Consider the following 17,048-nt stretch of genomic DNA (forward strand, 5'->3'; position numbering starts at 1 on the left):
GTCCCGGGACTTGTTCCCGGGACCCAAGGGCGTCAACGCCGAGCGATAAGCGTCACTTCCCCTACGCCGAAAGAGAGCGCCGGAGCGTATCCAGCGAGGTCTTGCGGATGCGCTCAAGGTCCGTAGACGGATCGATGAGCCATTGGGTGCTGACGCCGAGGATCAGGCTGCCGATCATCAGGGCGGCGGCTTCGGCGTCGAGGTCTTTTGAAATCGACCCCTCGGCCTGTCCCTCGCGAATGTGGGACTGAAAGCGTTCCTTGGCCTTCATGTGCGAGGCGGCGAAGGCCGCGCGGAGGTGGGAGCGGGTCGCCACCGATCCTGCCATGGCGACGAAATAGGAGCGGATCGCCTGTTCCTGCTCGAAGTTGCGCATATAGATGTCCACCGAGAAAAGAATCGCTTCGAGCCCGGACACGCTCCCATGTCCTTCGGCCTGCGCCAGTTCTTCCGAGCGGTCGTGCAGATAGTCGATCAGAGCTTCGATCAGCCCGTCCTTCGAGCCGAAACGCTGGCTCGCCAGACCGCGGCTATAGCCCGCCCTTGCGCCGACCTTCTCGAAAGTGGCGGCGTTGAAACCCTCTTCCGCAATCAGCTCGGCTGCGGCCATGAGCAGGCCGCGGTCCGATTGGGCGCGCCGCTCCGCCTGCGTGCGGCGGGCTGCCTTCTCGCGTGAGGGGAGGGGCTTGATTTCGCTCGTATTGGTCATTTAGCTATTTACTTAGTTGTTGGACGTATAGCAACATGAGCAAAAGAGATAATCAAGCGGGCCGTCATATGGACCCGCCTCCGATCAAGGCAGGGAGTGGCCAAATGATTTCCCAGGACATCGCCGACACGATTGTCGACCCCAAGGCTCATGCGGCCGTCACGCCGGTCGATGAGGCCTTCACCTATCTGCGCAAGGAAATGCCCTTCGCGCAGGCGCAGCCGACGGGCTTTGCGCCTTTCTGGGTCGTTACGAAGCATGCGGACATTCTCGAGGTTGAGCGCCAGAACGAGCTTTTCCACAATGGCGATCTCTCGACGACGCTGACCACCATCGACGTGGACAAGAAAGTCCGCGAGATGATGGGCGGCTCGCCGCATATGGTGCGCTCGCTCGTGCAGATGGATAATCCCGACCACATGGCGTATCGCCGTCTGACGCAAGCCTGGTTCCTGCCGCAGAATCTGAAAAAGCTCGAAACCCGTATTCGCGACATCGCCACGGTCTTTGTCGATCGCATGGCGGAGATGGGCGGCACCTGCGACTTCGCCCGCGACATTGCGCTCTATTTCCCGCTGCACGTCATCATGGAAGTGCTCGGCGTGCCGGAAGCCGACGAGCCGCGCATGCTGAAGCTGACGCAAGAACTTTTCGGCAGCGCCGATCCCGAGCTCAACCGCACCGGCAAGGAACACCAGACCTTTGAAGACGGCATCGCCGCCATTCAGGCGACGATCGGCGACTTCATCACCTATTTCAACGCGATCACCGAAGACCGCCGCGCCAATCCGCGCGACGATCTGTCGAGCGCCATTGCGAACGGCCAGATCAACGGCCAGCCGCTCGATCACTTCGCGGCCATGTCCTACTACATCATCGCGGCGACCGCCGGTCACGACACGACATCGAATACCGTGTCGGCAGGCATGTGGGCGCTTGCCGAGCGGCCGGAGGATTTCAAGCGGCTGAAGGAAAACCCCTCGCTGATCAATCCCTTCATGGAAGAGACGATCCGCTGGGCGACACCGGTGAAGCATTTCATGCGCTCGGCGACGGCGGATGCCGTGGTGCGCGGCCAGAAGGTCGCGCAGGGCGACTGGCTGATGCTCTGCTATCCGTCGGGCAATCGCGACGAAGAGGTATTCGAGGATCCCTTCACCTTCAAGATCGACCGTACGCCGAACAAGCAGCTTGCCTTCGGCTATGGCGCGCATGTCTGCATCGGCCAGCATCTCGCGCGCATGGAAATGCGCATCTTCTGGGAAGAGCTGCTGAAGCGCATCGATACGATTGAGCTCAACGGCACGCCGAAGAATTCCGAGGCGAATTTCGTCTCGGGTCCAAAGTCGGTGCCGGTTCGCTACAAGATGAAATAAGGGCAAAGCCCGGGGGAGGTTCTTCACATGGCGGCAATGCGGACATGGCAATGCGAGGTTTGCGGCTTCATCTATAACGAAGCCGAAGGCCTGCCGGATGAAGGCATAGCGCCGGGCACCGCATGGGAAGACATTCCCGAAGATTGGGCGTGTCCCGATTGCGGCAGCGAGAAAAGCGCCTTCGAAATGGTCGTCATCGGCTGACGAGAAACGTTAGGTGACGCTGGGGACTTTGGATGCTTGCGTCCGGAGTTGACCCCGCGTCGCTCGACCTCCATGCTCAATGCAATCACAACAAAAAATTCAGCCAAAGTGCTGGAACAGGGAGCCTCCAATGCTGACCAAAGCAGATGATTTTCCAATTCATCAGTTGCCGGAACCCATTGCGTTTTCGGGCACGGATCGCAATTTCTACGATCGTTATTTCTTCAACGGCTACACGAAAACCGGCGACGTGTTTTTTGCAGCCGCGCTTGGCGTCTATCCGCATGTGAACATCATGGATGCGTCCTTCTGCATCGTGCACAAGGGCGTGCAGTACAATGTCCACGCCTCGCGCCATCTGAACATGGAGCGCATGGACACGCAGGTCGGCCCCATCGCGGTTGAAGTTGTCGAGCCGCTGAAAGTGTTGCGCATCACGGTCGGCGACAATGAATACGGCATCAAGGCCGATGTCACGTTCCGCGCCCGCGCCATTGCGTTGAAGGAGCCGCGTTTCATGCGCCGTAACGGTCCGCGCACGCTTATGGACCTGACGCGCATGACGCAGAACGGTACATGGGAAGGCTGGATCGAGGTCAATGGCGAGCGCATCGATGTAAAGCCCGACCAGTATGTCGGCACGCGCGACCGCTCATGGGGCGTGCGTTCGATCGGCGCGGCCGATGCGCAGCCGATGGTGCCGCCCATGGAGTTCCAGTTCTACTGGCTCTGGGCGCCGCTTAACTTCGACGATTGCATCACGCTATTTCACGTCAACGACGATGCACATGGCGAAGCGTGGAACAACAGTGCCGTCATCTGCGGTCTCGGCGATGCCGAACCCGAAGAGATGTGGAAGTCCTATCACGAGCTGAAATATGTTCCTGGCTCGCGTCATGCCAGCGCCGCGTCGCTTTTCTATGAGCATCGCAAGGGCGGGATCACGCGCATCGATCTCACGCCGAAGTGGAATTTCTCGATGATGGGTCTGGGCTATGGCCACCCGGAATGGACCCATGGCGGGCACAAGGGTCCGCTTGTGGTTGGCGGCGAGAGCTTCAAGCTTGCCGACCAGAATTATCTGCCGCCGCATCTCCACATTCAGGCATTCGTCACCGCCAGGATGACGTCGCCTGACGGTTCTACGCGCGAAGGCTCCGGCATTCTCGAACAGCTCATCATCGGTCCGCATGCGCCGTCGGGCTTCACGGATGCTCTCGATCCGGCGAAGGGATAACCGGCATGGAGGATATAGCCACGCGTTTTGCCGCCTATTTGCAGCACCGGATGCCCGCTGTCTCGAATGTCGAGATTTTCGGCCTGAGCCGCATTTATGGCGGCGCAAGCCGCGAAACCTATCGCTTGCAAGCGACGTGGGAGGAGGGCGGTCGTAAAATCGAGCGTCCTCTGATCCTTCGCCGCGATCCGGTGGCGAGCCTTATCGAGACTGAACGCGATATTGAATACAATGCCTATGTCGCCTTTCATCCGACCGGCTTGCCGGTGCCCCAGCCGCTCTTTCTTGAAATCGATCTGAAGTGGCTCGACCGGCCCTTCTTCGTGATGGAGCAGATCGTCAACAGCGCCGCGGGCTCGGCCTTCAATGCCGATCCCTATGGCGCAAATGCCGAAAAGATCGGCAGGCAGTTCTGGTCGCATCTCGGCAAGATCGCCGGGGCGGACCCGAAGGCCATCGGCTTTGCCGACGGTCTCGAAGAGGTTGCGCCCGGCGATTGCTGGCGCGTCGAGCTTGCGAAGTGGGAAAAGGTCATCGACGAGGATGAGCTTTGCCCGCAGCCCATTGCGCGTGCCGGCATCCGTTGGCTGAAGCGCAATCCGCCGCCGCCCGCGACGAAAATTTCCGTCGTGCATGGCGACTACCGCACCGGCAATTTCCTGTTCAACGGCGAAGGCGACATCACCGCGATCCTCGACTGGGAGATGTGCCATCTCGGCGATCCGCTGGAAGATATCGGCTGGGCCTTGAGCAGGCTCTGGTCGCTGGAAACGGAAGAGCGTCCGGGCAGCATGATCGACCGCGAGGAAGCATTGCGCATCTGGCAGGAGGCGAGCGGCATCAAGATCGATCGCAAGGCTCTCCTCTGGTGGGAAATCTTCAACATGGTGAAGGGGCTGGCGATCTGGATTTCCGCCGCGAAGGAATATGAATCCGGCACGAACCTCGATCCCATTCTGGCCTTTGCCAGCTGGATGCCGACCGACCGCCATAACCGCATTCTGGCGCATTGCCTAGCCGATCTCGTCAGGGGGGGCCGCACATGAAACCGCAAATTCCAAACGTTCTGCGGGGTTTTGTCGGCACGCTGCTCACCGAAATTCTGCCCAATCTCGGTGCCGAATATTCGATGGGCAATGCGGCTGTGATGTGTCAGTCCCTGTCCATCATCGCCGATGAGTACGAGCGAGGCGCCGAAATCCGCTTCCGCGAAAACGAGGAGATGCGGGCGCTCTTTGCCGAAGCGGGCCGTCTCATCGACGACAAGGGTTTGGCTGCCCGTCTCGCGCAAGCCTCGGCAGGCCGCGACGCCTCGCTACTGATCAGCGCGCTCGATGAAACGAATGGCAAGCTGAAGACCTTGCTGATCGAGCTTCAGGCCTTTGTCGAAGAGTCCAGGGCTCCTTGGGCCGCGGCGCTCGACGTGAAGATCTGGGACCACATCGTCGCCGCCGCCGAACGCCGCAAGCTGACGATGCTGACGCTGGGCTAGGGCCGGGCTTTGGAGCAACGCAAATACACATCGTCACCCCCGGGCTTGACCCGGGGGTCCAGAGCCACACACTCCGGCGCATGAAACAATTCTACGTCTACATGCTTGCGAGCGGCCGCAATGGGACGATCTATATCGGCGTCACCAACGATATTCTGCGTCGCGTCCACGAACACAAAACCCACGCCGTTGACGGTTTCAGCAAGCGATATGGCGTCGTAAATCTTGTCTGGTTCGAAGTGCATCCCAGCATCACCAATGCCATTCAGCGCGAGAAAAACCTGAAGCACTGGTCGCGGGCGTGGAAGATGGCCCTGATCGAAGGGGCAAATCCCACCTGGCGCGATCTTTACGACGACCTCGCGCAATAACCCTGGACCCCCGGGTCAAGCCCGGGGGTGACGATGGAATTGGGGATAGGCTGAGGCCCCCTTGCCAAGCACCAGCCTTGCGATATGAGTGAGCGAGCCCGAACCCGCGAGCACGCCATTCATGTCGCTCCCCATCCGCCTGTCGATCTTCTACGCGTCGCTCTGTCTCTTTTCGGGCGTGCAACTGCCATTCTTTCCCGTCTGGCTGAAGTCCAAGGGTCTCGGCCCGCAGGAAATCGCCTTCATCATCGCCGCGACCATGTTCCTGCGCATCGCGGCGGGGCCGATTTTCGCCTTCATCGCCGACCGGCTCGACGACCGCCGCCGCGTCGTCATCAGCCTTGCATGGGCCTCGCTGCTGGCCGTCTGCCTCTATCTCGTCAGTTCCGGTTTCTGGCAGATATTCCTCGTCACGCTGCTGCTCATGTCGCTCTGGCCGTCGATCACGCCGCTGATCGAGACCATCGCCATGAAGGCGGCGCATGAGCAGGGCATCGATTATGGCCGTGTCCGCCTCTGGTGCTCGATCACCTTCATCGCGGGAAGTTCCGGCACCGGATGGCTTCTCGGTTTCAATCCGCCGTCGATCATCGCCTTCTGCCTCATCGGCGCTATTGCCGTGAACCTTCTCGGCGCCTATCTCCTTGCGCCTGAAGTGCCGACGCGCAGGGCGGCGGTGCGCACCAGCGGCCAGCTTCGCGGCGCGCTCGACATTGCGCGCCAGCCCATCTTCATGCTCGGCCTTTTGACGGCGAGCGTCATCCAGTCCAGCCATGCGGTCTATTACGCGTTCGGCACGTTGAATTGGCAGAAGCTCGGCTATAGCGACAGCGTCATCGGCGCCCTGTGGGGCGTCGGCATCGTGGCCGAGATCATGCTTTTTGCCTTTTCGGGCCGTGTCGTCGCGCGGGTCGGCGCGGCGCGGCTGATGACGCTCGGGGCGGGCGCGGCGGTTTTCCGCTGGGGCCTGACGGCGCTCAATCCGCCGCTCTGGGTTCTGTTTCCGCTGCAGGCGCTTCATGCGCTTACCTATTGCGCCGCCCATCTCGGCGCGCTCCACTTCATCAGCCGCGCGACGCCGCGCTCTCTCGCCGCGACCGGCCAGAGCCTCTACGCTTCTCTCTCGGCGGGCGTTATCATGGGGCTGATGACGCTCGGCGCGGGCGCGCTTTATCAGGCTTATGGCGCACATGCCTATTTCCTGTCGGCGGGCGCGGGCGTGGTGGCGTTTTTCGGAACGCTGATGCTTGGCGCGCGCTGGAGCGGCGGCACGTTGATCGATGACGAGGGAGAAGATCATGACGATCGAGGTCATTCCAACGGGAGCGGCGCTGGGTGCTGAAGTTCGTGGGCTCGATCTGACCGCACCGCTTTCTCCCGAAACATTCGATGCCATCCAGCAAGCCTGGTACGACCACCTCGTCCTGCTGTTTCGCGGGCAGCGGCTTTCCGATGACGACCTCATCCGCTTCTCGCAGCATTTCGGCACGCTCGACATCGCGCCCGCCAGCGCAACCGATATGGCGGGTGCCCAGGAAAAATCGCGTCCCGAAATCTGGATCATTTCCAATGTCGTCGAAAACGGAAAACCCATCGGCGCTCTGGGCGACAAGGAGGCCGAATGGCACACCGACATGTCCTATGTCGAGGAACCGCCCATGGCCAGCGTGCTGCATTCGCATGAAATCCCGTCGCGCGGCGGCGATACGAGTTTTGCCAATATGTACAAGGCGCTCGAAGCGCTGCCCGCCGATCTTCGCCGCGAGATCGAAGGCCGCGTCTGCAATCACGACAGCAGCACCACAAGTGTGGGCGAATTGCGGGCAGGGGCGGGCGCCGTTGTCGATGTGCGCGTCGCGCCCGGCGCAAAGCATCCGATGATCCGCACGCATCCAGCAACGGGCGGCAAGGCGCTTTATCTCGGCCGCCGCCTCAACGCCTATGTTCCGGGCCTCGATCTCGCCGCCAGCGAAAGGCTTCTCGACGCGCTCTGGGCGCATTGCACGAAGCCGGAATTTGCCTGGACGCATCAATGGCGCGTTGGCGATCTGCTGATCTGGGACAACCGCGCGGCCATCCACCGCCGCGACAGTTTCAATGGCGCAGAACGCCGCGTCATGCACCGCACGCAGATCAAGGGTGACCGGCCAAGGTGATGCCGGCATCGGTTCCGCGACGTCAAACACACACCGTTTGACAAACCTCTCTGCGCATTGAGTTATTACGGCAACGAAACTCACTTATTGGAGGAAAGCCCATGCGCGCACTGGAGTTGCAGGCCCTTGGCATTGAAAATCTGAAGCTTGTCGAGCGCGATGTTCCCAAGGCCGGTCCCGGCGAAGTCGTCGTCCGGCTCAAGGCCGCGTCGCTCAATTATCGTGATCTCGCCACCGTCGCCTATATGGGCGGCAAGATGCCTTTTGTTCCGCTGTCGGACGGGTCTGGCGAAATCGTGGAAGTGGGTGCGGGCGTCAAGCGCGTGAAGGTCGGCGACAAGGTTGCGCCGAGCTTCTTCCCGCATTGGCTTTCCGGCGCGCCGACGCCCGCCACGCTGGCCGCACTTGGCGGCCCCTATGACGGTTGCGCGTCGGATTATCTCAAGGTCTCGGCGGAAGGCGTCACCATCGCGCCGAAGAATCTCAGCCATGAAGAGATCGCAACGCTGCCTTGCGCGGCGCTCACTGCATGGCGCGGGCTTTTCGTCGAGGGCAAGCTGAAGGCGGGCGACACGGTGCTTGTGCAGGGCACAGGCGGCGTTTCGATCTTCGCGCTGCAATTTGCGAAGATGGCAGGCGCGCGCGTCATCGTCACCTCATCGTCGGATGAAAAGCTCGAACGCGCGGGCAAGCTCGGCGCGGACGATTTCATCAACTACAAGAAGACGCCTGACTGGGCCGGCGAAGCGCGCAAGCTCACCGATGGTCGCGGCGTCGATCACGTCATTGAAGTCGGCGGCGCGGATACCTTCCCGCAATCGATCATGGCGGTGCGCCTCGGCGGCCATGTTGCCGTCATCGGCCTGCTGTCCGGCATGACGAAGGACGTCAACGTCGCGGCGATCTTCTCGCAGAACGTCAAGATCAGCGGCGTCACCGTCGGTTCACGCGCCATGGTCGAAGACATGTTCCGCGCCATCGAGATCAACGACATTCATCCGATCATCGACAAGCGTTTCTCGCTTGAAGAGACACAGGATGCGTTGCGTCTCATGCAGGGTGCTTCGCATTTCGGGAAGATCGTTCTGAATATCGCGTGAGGCTCTCGCCTTACTAGCCCTCCCCCCTTGAGGGGGAGGGTTGGGTGGGGGGTACCTCTTGAAGAAAGACTCTTGCGAAGCGACCCCCCCTCCCGATCAGCTTCGCTGATCCGCCTCCCCCTCAAGGGGGGAGGGGAAAAGAAGGGCGAAAAAACTCTACCCCCACAACCCCCGTTCCGCCGGCAGCATCAAGCTCCCCTCAAAGCTGATCCCGTGCGCGCGATCCTTCGCCAGCAGCAGCGGCCCGTCGAGATCGACAAACTCCGCGCCTTGCGCAATCAGCATCGCAGGCGCCATGGCGAGCGATGTCGCGACCATGCAGCCGACCATCACCTTCAGGTTGCGCCGTCTCGCACAGCGCATCACCGATAGCGCCTCGGTGAGCCCGCCCGTCTTGTCGAGCTTCACATTGATGTACTGATAGAGCCCCGCCAGCCGCGAGATGCCTTCCAGACCATGCGCGCTTTCATCGGCGCAAAGCGGAATGGGGCAGGCGAGGCCGCGCAGGGCTTCGTCGTCTTTTGCAGGCAGCGGCTGCTCGATCAGCGCGACGCCGAACCGCGCAAGCTCGCCCGCCATCGGCAAAACATCATCTGCCTTCCAGCCTTCATTCGCATCGACGATCAGCGTCGCGTTCGGCGCGCCCTCGCGCACGGCGGCGACGCGGGCAATGTCGTCGCCCGTCCCGCCGAGTTTCAGCTTCAGCAATGGCCGCGCCGCTGCCTTGCGCGCGGCTTCGCGCATAGCGTTCGGCTCGCCAAGGCTCAGCGTATAGGCGGTGGTCAGGGATTGCGGCTCGGGCAAGTTCGCGATTTGCCAGACGGGAAGTCCGCGCTGTTTTGCTTCGAGGTCCCAAAGCGCGCAATCGACCGCGTTGCGCGCCGCGCCGCGCGGCATGGCGCGTTGCAGCTCGTCGCGCGTCATACCGTCTGCAATCGCCTTGCCGATCACGCGGATTGAGGCGGCGACATCTTTCACCGTTTCGCCGTAGCGCCCATAAGGCACGCATTCGCCGCGCCCGGTTGCGCCGTCTTCGCGAATGGTGACGGTGATGACTTCGGCTTGCGTCTTCGAGCCGCGCGAAATCGTGAAGGCGCCTGCAATGGGCCAGGTTTCGACATCGACGGTGATTTCACGCATTTGGGCCTCGCTCGGATTGCGCGCGATGATGCCGTGCGTCGCGCGAGCCGCCAAGTCAAAAGCGTGGAGCGGGGATCAAATACGGCCTGCGAACCAGGAGCCGTTCCAGTGGTCGCCGGGCGCGCTCGCCTCATATTGCGCAATCCGCGCTTCGTAGAAATCGTAAAGCGTCGGGATCGCGCCGTTGAGCTTGCGGCATTCGGCGATGGCGGCGCGCGCATCCGCCCAGCGCTGGTTGCGATAGGCCGAGAAGATCAGCGCATGCGCTTCCTGAAGCGCGCGGAATTTCGGATTGGCGCGCATGATCGGATCGCCGAGCAGGGCAAAGACGCGGCGGCCTTCCGGGTGGCGCGGCGTCGAGATGAGATCGATCTCGAGCAGCGCATAGCGGTCGCCGATGACGCGCTGCGTGCCTTCGCCGACAATGATCGCGGGGCCGTAATTGCGCGCATTGCGTTGCAGGTGAGCGGCAAAGCTCACCGGCTCGCCAAGCACGCCGTAATCGAAGCGCAGGATCGCGCCCATATTGCCGGTGATCGCCAGGCCGCTATCGATGCCGATGGAAAGGCTCAGCGGCACATGGCTCAGATGCTGGCGGCGCGCATCCTCTTCCAGAAACTCGTTCAGCGCTTCAAGGTTCTCGACCATGCGCAGCGCGGCGTCGCAGCCCTTCGAGGCGTGATCGGACACGTCGAAAGGCGCGTTCCACACCGCATACATCGTGTCGCCCACCGTGCGGTCGACCATGCCGTTGCGGTCCTGCACGATCTTGGTCATCGGCGAGAAGAAACGGTTGAGAATGTCGGCATAGGCCTTGGGGTCTTCGAGATAGCGGTCGGCAATGATGTTGAAGCCGCGCAGGCCGACAACCACCGAGGTCACAGGCTTCAGATTGCCTTCGGCCTGAATGAGCTTGGGGTGCGCATGCATTCTGGCAAGGCCCGACGACGAGAGGCGGCGCGCAAATTGTCCGTCGATGAAGCGCGTCTGCTCTTCCGAATGCAGCTTGCGCATCAGCGAGCAGGTGACGGTTGCGATGAGGAGCGTGACACTGCCAAGGGCAGGGTCGAGCAACCAGCGATGCGTGTCGAAAGCCCACCATGAGGCATAGCCCGCGCCGCCCACCAGAATGAGCGTGAAGATGAAGCTCCAGCGGAAGCGGAAACGGCCAGCGACGAGGATGACGAGAATGCCGCCGACGAAAATGAAAAGCTGTTCGGCCAGCGAAGACCAGCCCGGCGTCACAAGGAAATCGCCCTGAAGTATCTGGTCGATGGCATTGGCGACGATGGCGCCGGAGGGCAGGCGGACGCCTGCGGGCGTGTCGTAAAAGCGATCCGTGCCATTTGCCGAAACGCCGATCACCGCGATCTTGCCCCGGAGAGCCGACAGGTCGGCCGACTTGTCGAGCAGGCTTGCCGCCGAGATGGACGCGCGCGTTTCCGGCCCGCCGAAATAAAGGCGCAGGCAGCCGGTCGCGCTTGTCAGCACGACGAGATCGGCGCCGCCAATATCTATGCGGTCGATGCCCGGCTCCATGCCGAGGGCAAAGCCATTTTCGGGTTCGTTCACATTGACGCGGTAGCCGGTGCCGCCGCGATAGACGCGCAAGGCTTCAAGCACGTTTGAGGGGTAGAGCGTTCCGCCAAGGTTCACGACCATCGGCAGCGTGCGGACGGATGTGCCGGGCACGCGGTCGGGAAGCGCTGCGCCATTGCCCTTGGCCGCCAGTTCGAATGTGTCGAGGCTTGGCCGCCAGAGCGAATAGGCGGTGGTGTAATGGCGCGCATCGCTGCCTTCGGAGGCGATGAAGTCCCGGCCTTGCGGGATGCGGGGTGAGCCATGCGGGCTTTTGCCCGGCTCGAACGAGACGATGGAAGGCGTCGCGCGAAGCAGGTTTGCAAATTCGAGGTCGTAGTCCGGCAGTTCGGCAAGGCCCGTCTGCAAGCCATAGGCGGAGGGCAGGCGATCGAGCGAGCCCCAGAGTTTCAGAAGTTCCGCCGCCGAGGTCGGATCGCTTTCCGAGAGCGACATGTCGAGCAGGATCGCCCGCGCGCCCGCATCGCGCACGGCGGAAACGAGATCGGCAAGCCGTTTGCGCGGCCATGGCCAGACGCCGTAGCGCGCGGCGCTTTCCGCGCCAATGTCGATATAGACGGCGCGCGGACCATCCTGCGCGGCTTTGCGCGGTTCTATGCGCTGGTAAATGTCGAAGACCTGATTTTGCAGCGCCGTGGCAAGGCCGCCCACGTCGTAGATCGACATGGCGAGGCCCATCATCAGGACAAGTCCTGGAAGGATGGCTGATAGCCTGCGGAAAACCGGTGTCGAATTCATCTTGCCTCGTCCGAACATCCTTAAAACGGGATGCCGGTGCCCCTATTCTGAACGCTTGGCCTGCAATTGTCCTGTTAAGGGACAATGACGGGCGCTGCCTATCCGTGAATTGCAGCTTTCATTCCAGATGGTGCGGGAGGTGTTTAAAGGCCCTCACCCAACCCTCTCCCAGAGGGAGAGGGTTAGTGATCGGCGGCCCTCATCGCCCCTCTCCCGTTTGCGGGAGAGGGAGGCACCCGCGCCCCTCGGATCTGCGCGACGCGCAGCCCAAGGACAGGCTCAGGCGTGGGAGGGTGAGGGGCTTCTTACTTCTTATGTCCGGTCGCCGTTTCCATATAGGCGAGCAGGTCCTTGCGGTCCTGTTCTTTCTTCAGGCCGGGGAAGGACATGATCGTGCCGGGCACGAAGGCCTGTGGATTTTCGAGATATTTGAACAGCGTGTCCTCGTCCCACTTCGCGCCGCTTGCGGCTTCCTTCTTCATGGCGGCCGAATAGTTGTAGTCGGCCTTCGCAGCGATACCGCGATCCATGATGTTGTGAAGATTGGGTCCGACGCGGTTGGGGCCGCCTTCTTCGACCGTGTGGCAAGCCTGGCATTTCTTGAATACTTTGGCGCCCTTCACGGCGTCTCCGCCTTCCCACTCCGAGGCCAGACACAAGGACGACACGGACATGGCAAGCGTGGCGACCGCCAGGCCCTTCAAAACTGCCTTCATGATATTCTCCCTTGGATAGTTCGGTTCGCGCATGGCCGGATGAGCCGCAACGGCTGGTCTTCGCGCGTAACTGCAAGCTAGACTATGTCTAATATGGGGTCACGGGGCCGCGTCAAACTGGCGCGGGCGCTCGCCCAAAGGTCCAGGCCCGCGAGGAGGCAAGTTGGCTGAGGCATCCTACAAGGTTGAAACGCAGGGCGATGTCCTGCGCCTTCAGGCCGAGGGCGACTGGTCCGTGTCCGCCATCCTCACGATCGACGAGGGGTTGCGGAAGCTTGCCGAAGCACCTGCCACCGCCCGTGAGGCAGTTTTCGACGTGGCCAAAGTCACGCGACTCGATACGGCGGGCGCCTGGGTTCTCGACCGCACGGCGACGGCTTTTGAAGCGCGTGGACTTACCGCCCGTTATGAAGGCCTGCGCGACGAGCACCGCATCCTGCTCGACAAGGTGAACGAGCTGGAATGCCCGAAGCCCGAGCATGTGACGCGCCAGGCCACCATCGTCGAGATCATCGACCGCATCGGCGCCGCCGTCATCGTGCTCTGGCGCGAGGCGGTTGTCGGCGTTGCCTTTCTCGGTGCCGTCGTTGTCGCCTTCGGTCAGGTTCTCCGCGATCCGCGCCGCTTGCGTGGCGTGCCGCTCGTCCACCACATGGAGAAGGCGGGCTTCGACGCGCTTCCCCTTGTCTGCCTGCTCACTTTCCTCATCGGCGCGGTCATTGCGCAGCAGGGCGCATCGCAGCTCAAGAAGTTCGGCGCTGATGTTTTCACCGTCAATCTCATCACCATCGTCTTTCTGCGCGAGGTTGGATTGCTGCTGACCGCGATCATCGTCGCGGGCCGCTCTGGCAGCGCCTTCACGGCTGAAATCGGTTCGATGAAGATGCGCGAGGAAATCGACGCCATGCGCACGCTCGGCCTCGATCCGATGCAGATGCTCGTTCTGCCGCGCGTGCTGGCGCTCATCATCGTATTGCCGCTGCTCACCTTCGTTGCCGACATCATGGGGCTTATCGGCGGCGGCGTCGTCGCGTGGACGCAGCTTGGCATGGCGCCGATGGTTTATATCGAACGCCTGCGCGACTCGGCGGTCTTCTGGACATTCGGCGTCGGCCTTCTGAAAGCGCCTTTCATGGCGCTGGCAATCGGCCTGATCGGCTGTCGTTCGGGCCTCGATGTCACGGGCAGCGCCGAATCCGTCGGCGCACAGACGACAAGCTCCGTCGTGCGCTCCATTTTCCTCGTCATCATTCTCGACGCGGTCTTCGCCATTTTCTTCACCGCGGTCGGGATATGAATATGCCGGCATCCGATATCATCATCGACGTGCAGGGATTGAAGACCCAGTTCGGCGACCATGTGATCCACGAAAATCTCGACCTGCAGGTGAAGCGCGGCGAGGTACTCGGCATTGTCGGCGGCTCGGGCACGGGCAAGTCCGTTCTGCTGCGCACCATACTCGGCCTGAAGAAGCCCGATGGCGGCAAGATAAAGGTTTTCGGCGTCGATCTCGAAACGCTGCCCGACGAGGAGCGCCGCCTTTACGAGCGGCGCTGGGGCGTGCTGTTTCAGGAAGGCGCGCTTTTCTCGGCGCTGACGGTTGCCGAGAATATTCAGGTGCCTTACCGCGAGCATCTGCACATGGCGCAGGATCTGATGGACGAGCTTGCGACCGTCAAGATTTCGATGGTCGGCCTTCGTCCGGGCGCGGCGAAGCTCTATCCTTCGGAGCTTTCAGGCGGCATGAAGAAGCGGGCAGGGCTTGCCCGCGCGCTGGCGCAGGACCCGGAGGTCCTGTTTCTCGACGAGCCGACGGCGGGCCTCGATCCCATCGGCGCTGCCGCTTTCGACGAGCTTATCAACGACCTCAAGAAGACGCTGGGCCTGACCGTTTTCATGGTCACGCATGATCTCGACACGCTTTACGCCACTTGCGACCGCATAGCGGTTCTGGCCGAGCGGCGTGTTATCCTGATCGGCACGATGAAGGACATGCTCGCCAGCGAGCATCCCTGGATACGCGAATATTTTCACGGTCCGCGTGCGCGCGCGGCCGCCATAGGCAAGTAGACCGTCATGGAAATCAAATCGAACAATATCCTGATCGGCTTCTCGACGCTTGTTGCGCTGATCGCGATCTTCGCCTTTGCGCTCTGGATCAGCCGCGTCCAGCTCGACCGGCAATATGCCTATTACAAGATCGTCTTTCAGGGTTCGGTCTCGGGGCTGAGCAAATCCGGTCCGGTGCAGTTCAACGGTTTGCCCGTCGGTCGCGTCATCGATCTCAATCTGGCCGAAAAAGATCCGACCAAAGTCATCGCCGTCATTCAGGTCGATGCGCGCACGCCGATAAAGCAGGACTCCATCGCGCAGCTTGAAGCGTCGGGCATCACCGGCGTTGCCGTGGTGCAGCTCACCGGCGGCAGCCCCGGCTCGAAGCTTCTGCGCGATGTGAGCGGCGAGGCTTATCCCGTCATTCGCGGTGCGCCCTCCACCTTGCAGGAGCTGGCGAAGGCCGCGCCCGAGACACTGGAAAACGCCAATCGCCTCATCAGCGATATCGGCAAGGTCGTGCGCTCCAATCAGGAATCGATCGGTCGCACGCTTGATAATCTCGACAAGTTGTCCGCCGCGCTCGCGGGCAGCTCCACCGACATGAAGCAGGCGATCCAGGATATTTCCGAAGCCTCGAAGCATCTGAAGGATCTCAGCCGCAGCGCCGACAGCCTTGTGCAGAACGACGCCAAAGCATTTATCGCCGATGCGCATCAGACATCGACCTCCTATCGGCAGCTTGCCGACGATCTCGACCATCTGGTCAAGACCAATGGCCCGGCCATCGACCGGCTTGCCAATAACGGTCTCGATCAGCTTCCCCAGCTCATCCGCGAAATGCGCACGCTTGTCGGCACGCTCGACCGCGTCGTTTCCCGCGCGCAGGACGATCCCGCGCGGTTCCTCATCGGCAATAACGTCCCCGAGGTGAAGGCAAAATGAAGATGCATCTCGCAAGGCTCGGCATCGTCTTTCTTCTCGGCGGCGCGCTTGGCGGCTGTGCTCTTGCCAATGTGGCAAGCGAACCGGCGCCGCAATTGTTCATGCTCACGGCAGGCCACCCCAATGTAACGGGGGATGCGGTTGCGCCGAGGACGCAAATTCTTATCGATGAATTTTCGGCGATCGCCGCCGTCGATACGGCCCGCATCGTCTTTCAGCCCAATCCCAATGAGCTGAAATATTACGCCGCGTCGCGCTGGACGGATCGTGCGCCCAAGATGATCCAGACGTTGACCATCCAGACGCTGCAAAACTCCGCGCGGTTCGCCTCGGTTGCGGCGCGCGGTTCCGACATTCGCGGCGATTTCATTCTGGCAGGTGAAATTCGCCAGTTCGCCGCTGAAGAGAAGGGCGAGGCAGTCAGTGTACGCGTCGATCTGTTCACGCGGCTTATCCGCGCCGATGATCGCAGCATTGCAGCCGCGCAGGATTTCAGCGTCAGCGTGCCCGTCACAGGCAGCGGCATAGCCTCCGTCGTTGCCGCCTATGATGCGGCGCTTCGCCAGACCTTGAGCGAGATCATGTTGTGGACGCTTGCCGAAACGGCCAGGTCCGCGCCGGTGGCGCAAAACAAGAAGTGAGCGATGGGCGCGACAATCATCAATGTCGCGCGCGACGCGACGCATAATTTCTCAAAGTCCCATTGCGACACGATCCGCCTTCTCGCCGGTCTCGGCGTCGAGGGCGACGCGCATCAGGGCGTCACGGTCAAGCATCGCTCCCGCGTTGCGCGCGATCCGAGCCAGCCGAATTTGCGGCAGGTTCATCTCATCCATGGCGAATTGCATGACGAGGTAAATGCGGCGGGCTTTTGCGTCGGCCCCGGCGATATGGGCGAAAACATCACCACGCGCCGCCTCGACCTTCTCGCGCTGCCCACAGGCGCGCGGCTTCACATCGGCGCAGACGCCATTGTCGAAGTCACGGGCCTGCGCAATCCCTGCGCTCAGCTCGACAGGTTTCAGGATGGGTTGATGCAGGCGTGTCTCGGCCGCGACGCCGACGGCAATCTGATCCGCAAGGCGGGCGTCATGGGCATCGTGATCGCTGGCGGCGAGGTCAGGGCAGGGGACGCGATCCGCGTCGAACTGCCTGAAGGCCCGCATCGCCCGCTCGTGGCGGTTTAAGAACCCTCACCCTCCCACGCTTTCAG

18 protein-coding genes are annotated in these 17,048 nt (G+C 61.8%); 14 read left to right on the plus strand and 4 right to left on the minus strand.

The window, feature by feature from the left end; translation table 11 throughout:
* Nucleotides 1-61 precede the first annotated feature (61 nt).
* On the minus strand, nucleotides 62-709 hold the full coding sequence (locus WA943_RS06825) for a TetR/AcrR family transcriptional regulator (protein ID WP_424469109.1): 648 nt from the start codon (nucleotides 707-709) through the stop codon (nucleotides 62-64).
* Between the two features lie 104 nt (nucleotides 710-813).
* On the opposite strand from WA943_RS06825, the gene WA943_RS06830 reads away from it, so the two are divergent.
* The 9 genes from WA943_RS06830 to WA943_RS06870 all read left to right on the plus strand — a co-directional run bounded on the left by WA943_RS06830 (nucleotide 814) and on the right by WA943_RS06870 (nucleotide 8,645).
* Nucleotides 814-2,085 (plus strand): cytochrome P450, encoded by a 1,272-nt coding sequence (locus tag WA943_RS06830; RefSeq protein ID WP_424469110.1) that lies wholly within the window; start codon nucleotides 814-816, stop codon nucleotides 2,083-2,085.
* Nucleotides 2,086-2,121: 36 nt separating this feature from the next.
* Entirely contained in the window at nucleotides 2,122-2,289 is a 168-nt protein-coding gene (locus WA943_RS06835; protein ID WP_424469126.1) for a rubredoxin, read from the plus strand.
* 130 nt (nucleotides 2,290-2,419) lie between these two features.
* Nucleotides 2,420-3,526, plus strand: a complete 1,107-nt coding sequence (locus tag WA943_RS06840) for a hypothetical protein (RefSeq protein WP_424469111.1) — start codon at nucleotides 2,420-2,422, stop codon at nucleotides 3,524-3,526.
* 5 nt (nucleotides 3,527-3,531) lie between these two features.
* On the plus strand, nucleotides 3,532-4,572 hold the full coding sequence (locus tag WA943_RS06845; RefSeq protein WP_424469112.1) for a phosphotransferase family protein: 1,041 nt from the start codon (nucleotides 3,532-3,534) through the stop codon (nucleotides 4,570-4,572).
* Nucleotides 4,569-5,018, plus strand: coding sequence for a hypothetical protein (locus tag WA943_RS06850; protein ID WP_424469113.1), 450 nt, complete (start codon nucleotides 4,569-4,571; stop codon nucleotides 5,016-5,018). The genes WA943_RS06845 and WA943_RS06850 overlap by 4 nt, the downstream gene beginning before the upstream one ends.
* Nucleotides 5,019-5,098: 80 nt before the next feature.
* Nucleotides 5,099-5,389, plus strand: a complete 291-nt coding sequence (locus tag WA943_RS06855; RefSeq protein ID WP_424469114.1) for a GIY-YIG nuclease family protein — start codon at nucleotides 5,099-5,101, stop codon at nucleotides 5,387-5,389.
* A gap of 88 nt (nucleotides 5,390-5,477) precedes the next feature.
* Complete coding sequence (locus WA943_RS06860) at nucleotides 5,478-6,731, plus strand: MFS transporter (RefSeq protein ID WP_424469115.1); 1,254 nt, start codon at nucleotides 5,478-5,480, stop codon at nucleotides 6,729-6,731.
* Complete coding sequence (locus WA943_RS06865) at nucleotides 6,688-7,545, plus strand: TauD/TfdA dioxygenase family protein (RefSeq protein WP_424469116.1); 858 nt, start codon at nucleotides 6,688-6,690, stop codon at nucleotides 7,543-7,545. The genes WA943_RS06860 and WA943_RS06865 overlap by 44 nt, the downstream gene beginning before the upstream one ends.
* 101 nt (nucleotides 7,546-7,646) lie before the next feature.
* Nucleotides 7,647-8,645, plus strand: a complete 999-nt coding sequence (locus WA943_RS06870) for a zinc-dependent alcohol dehydrogenase family protein (RefSeq protein WP_424469117.1) — start codon at nucleotides 7,647-7,649, stop codon at nucleotides 8,643-8,645.
* 156 nt (nucleotides 8,646-8,801) lie between these two features.
* On the opposite strand, the gene dgcA is transcribed toward WA943_RS06870, so the two are convergent.
* The 3 genes from dgcA to WA943_RS06885 form a co-directional block, all read right to left on the minus strand.
* Nucleotides 8,802-9,785, minus strand: a complete 984-nt coding sequence (gene dgcA, locus WA943_RS06875) for an N-acetyl-D-Glu racemase DgcA (RefSeq protein WP_424469118.1) — start codon at nucleotides 9,783-9,785, stop codon at nucleotides 8,802-8,804.
* A gap of 75 nt (nucleotides 9,786-9,860) precedes the next feature.
* Complete coding sequence (locus tag WA943_RS06880; protein WP_424469119.1) at nucleotides 9,861-12,122, minus strand: CHASE2 domain-containing protein; 2,262 nt, start codon at nucleotides 12,120-12,122, stop codon at nucleotides 9,861-9,863.
* A 305-nt stretch (nucleotides 12,123-12,427) separates the two neighbouring features.
* On the minus strand, nucleotides 12,428-12,838 hold the full coding sequence (locus WA943_RS06885) for a c-type cytochrome (protein ID WP_424469120.1): 411 nt from the start codon (nucleotides 12,836-12,838) through the stop codon (nucleotides 12,428-12,430).
* Between the two features lie 163 nt (nucleotides 12,839-13,001).
* Between WA943_RS06885 and WA943_RS06890 the strand changes: the two genes are divergently transcribed.
* Genes WA943_RS06890 through WA943_RS06910 form a run of 5 tightly spaced genes read left to right on the plus strand, consistent with a single transcriptional unit; the run spans nucleotide 13,002 to nucleotide 17,022 of the window.
* Nucleotides 13,002-14,135, plus strand: coding sequence for an ABC transporter permease (locus WA943_RS06890; protein ID WP_424469121.1), 1,134 nt, complete (start codon nucleotides 13,002-13,004; stop codon nucleotides 14,133-14,135).
* A complete protein-coding gene (locus tag WA943_RS06895) occupies nucleotides 14,132-14,908 on the plus strand; it encodes an ABC transporter ATP-binding protein (RefSeq protein WP_424469122.1) in 777 nt (258 codons plus the stop codon). Before WA943_RS06890 ends, WA943_RS06895 begins: the two co-directional genes overlap by 4 nt.
* Before the next feature lie 6 nt (nucleotides 14,909-14,914).
* Nucleotides 14,915-15,835 (plus strand): MlaD family protein, encoded by a 921-nt coding sequence (locus WA943_RS06900; RefSeq protein ID WP_424469123.1) that lies wholly within the window; start codon nucleotides 14,915-14,917, stop codon nucleotides 15,833-15,835.
* Nucleotides 15,832-16,476, plus strand: a complete 645-nt coding sequence (locus tag WA943_RS06905) for an ABC-type transport auxiliary lipoprotein family protein (protein WP_424469124.1) — start codon at nucleotides 15,832-15,834, stop codon at nucleotides 16,474-16,476. Before WA943_RS06900 ends, WA943_RS06905 begins: the two co-directional genes overlap by 4 nt.
* A gap of 3 nt (nucleotides 16,477-16,479) precedes the next feature.
* Nucleotides 16,480-17,022: an MOSC domain-containing protein gene (locus tag WA943_RS06910; RefSeq protein WP_424469125.1), complete on the plus strand. Its 543-nt coding sequence runs from the start codon at nucleotides 16,480-16,482 to the stop codon at nucleotides 17,020-17,022.
* Nucleotides 17,023-17,048 lie beyond the last annotated feature (26 nt).

Origin of the sequence: Parvibaculum sp. (assembly GCF_049651025.1) — a bacterium.
GTDB lineage: Bacteria > Pseudomonadota > Alphaproteobacteria > Parvibaculales > Parvibaculaceae > Parvibaculum.

Excerpts from the sequence above, each read along its gene's own strand:
- WA943_RS06845 (WP_424469112.1), top strand. The coding sequence starts at position 3,532 with ATGGAGGATATAGCCACGCGTTTTGCCGCCTATTTGCAGCACCGGATG.
- WA943_RS06840 (WP_424469111.1), top strand. The coding sequence starts at position 2,420 with ATGCTGACCAAAGCAGATGATTTTCCAATTCATCAGTTGCCGGAACCC.
- WA943_RS06830 (WP_424469110.1), top strand. The coding sequence starts at position 814 with ATGATTTCCCAGGACATCGCCGACACGATTGTCGACCCCAAGGCTCAT.
- WA943_RS06895 (WP_424469122.1), top strand. The coding sequence starts at position 14,132 with ATGAATATGCCGGCATCCGATATCATCATCGACGTGCAGGGATTGAAG.
- WA943_RS06910 (WP_424469125.1), top strand. The coding sequence starts at position 16,480 with ATGGGCGCGACAATCATCAATGTCGCGCGCGACGCGACGCATAATTTC.
- WA943_RS06870 (WP_424469117.1), top strand. The coding sequence starts at position 7,647 with ATGCGCGCACTGGAGTTGCAGGCCCTTGGCATTGAAAATCTGAAGCTT.
- WA943_RS06880 (WP_424469119.1), bottom strand. The coding sequence starts at position 12,122 with ATGAATTCGACACCGGTTTTCCGCAGGCTATCAGCCATCCTTCCAGGA.
- WA943_RS06855 (WP_424469114.1), top strand. The coding sequence starts at position 5,099 with ATGAAACAATTCTACGTCTACATGCTTGCGAGCGGCCGCAATGGGACG.
- WA943_RS06905 (WP_424469124.1), top strand. The coding sequence starts at position 15,832 with ATGAAGATGCATCTCGCAAGGCTCGGCATCGTCTTTCTTCTCGGCGGC.
- WA943_RS06825 (WP_424469109.1), bottom strand. The coding sequence starts at position 709 with ATGACCAATACGAGCGAAATCAAGCCCCTCCCCTCACGCGAGAAGGCA.
- WA943_RS06865 (WP_424469116.1), top strand. The coding sequence starts at position 6,688 with ATGACGATCGAGGTCATTCCAACGGGAGCGGCGCTGGGTGCTGAAGTT.
- dgcA (WP_424469118.1), bottom strand. The coding sequence starts at position 9,785 with ATGCGTGAAATCACCGTCGATGTCGAAACCTGGCCCATTGCAGGCGCC.
- WA943_RS06850 (WP_424469113.1), top strand. The coding sequence starts at position 4,569 with ATGAAACCGCAAATTCCAAACGTTCTGCGGGGTTTTGTCGGCACGCTG.
- WA943_RS06835 (WP_424469126.1), top strand. The coding sequence starts at position 2,122 with ATGCGGACATGGCAATGCGAGGTTTGCGGCTTCATCTATAACGAAGCC.
- WA943_RS06885 (WP_424469120.1), bottom strand. The coding sequence starts at position 12,838 with ATGAAGGCAGTTTTGAAGGGCCTGGCGGTCGCCACGCTTGCCATGTCC.
- WA943_RS06900 (WP_424469123.1), top strand. The coding sequence starts at position 14,915 with ATGGAAATCAAATCGAACAATATCCTGATCGGCTTCTCGACGCTTGTT.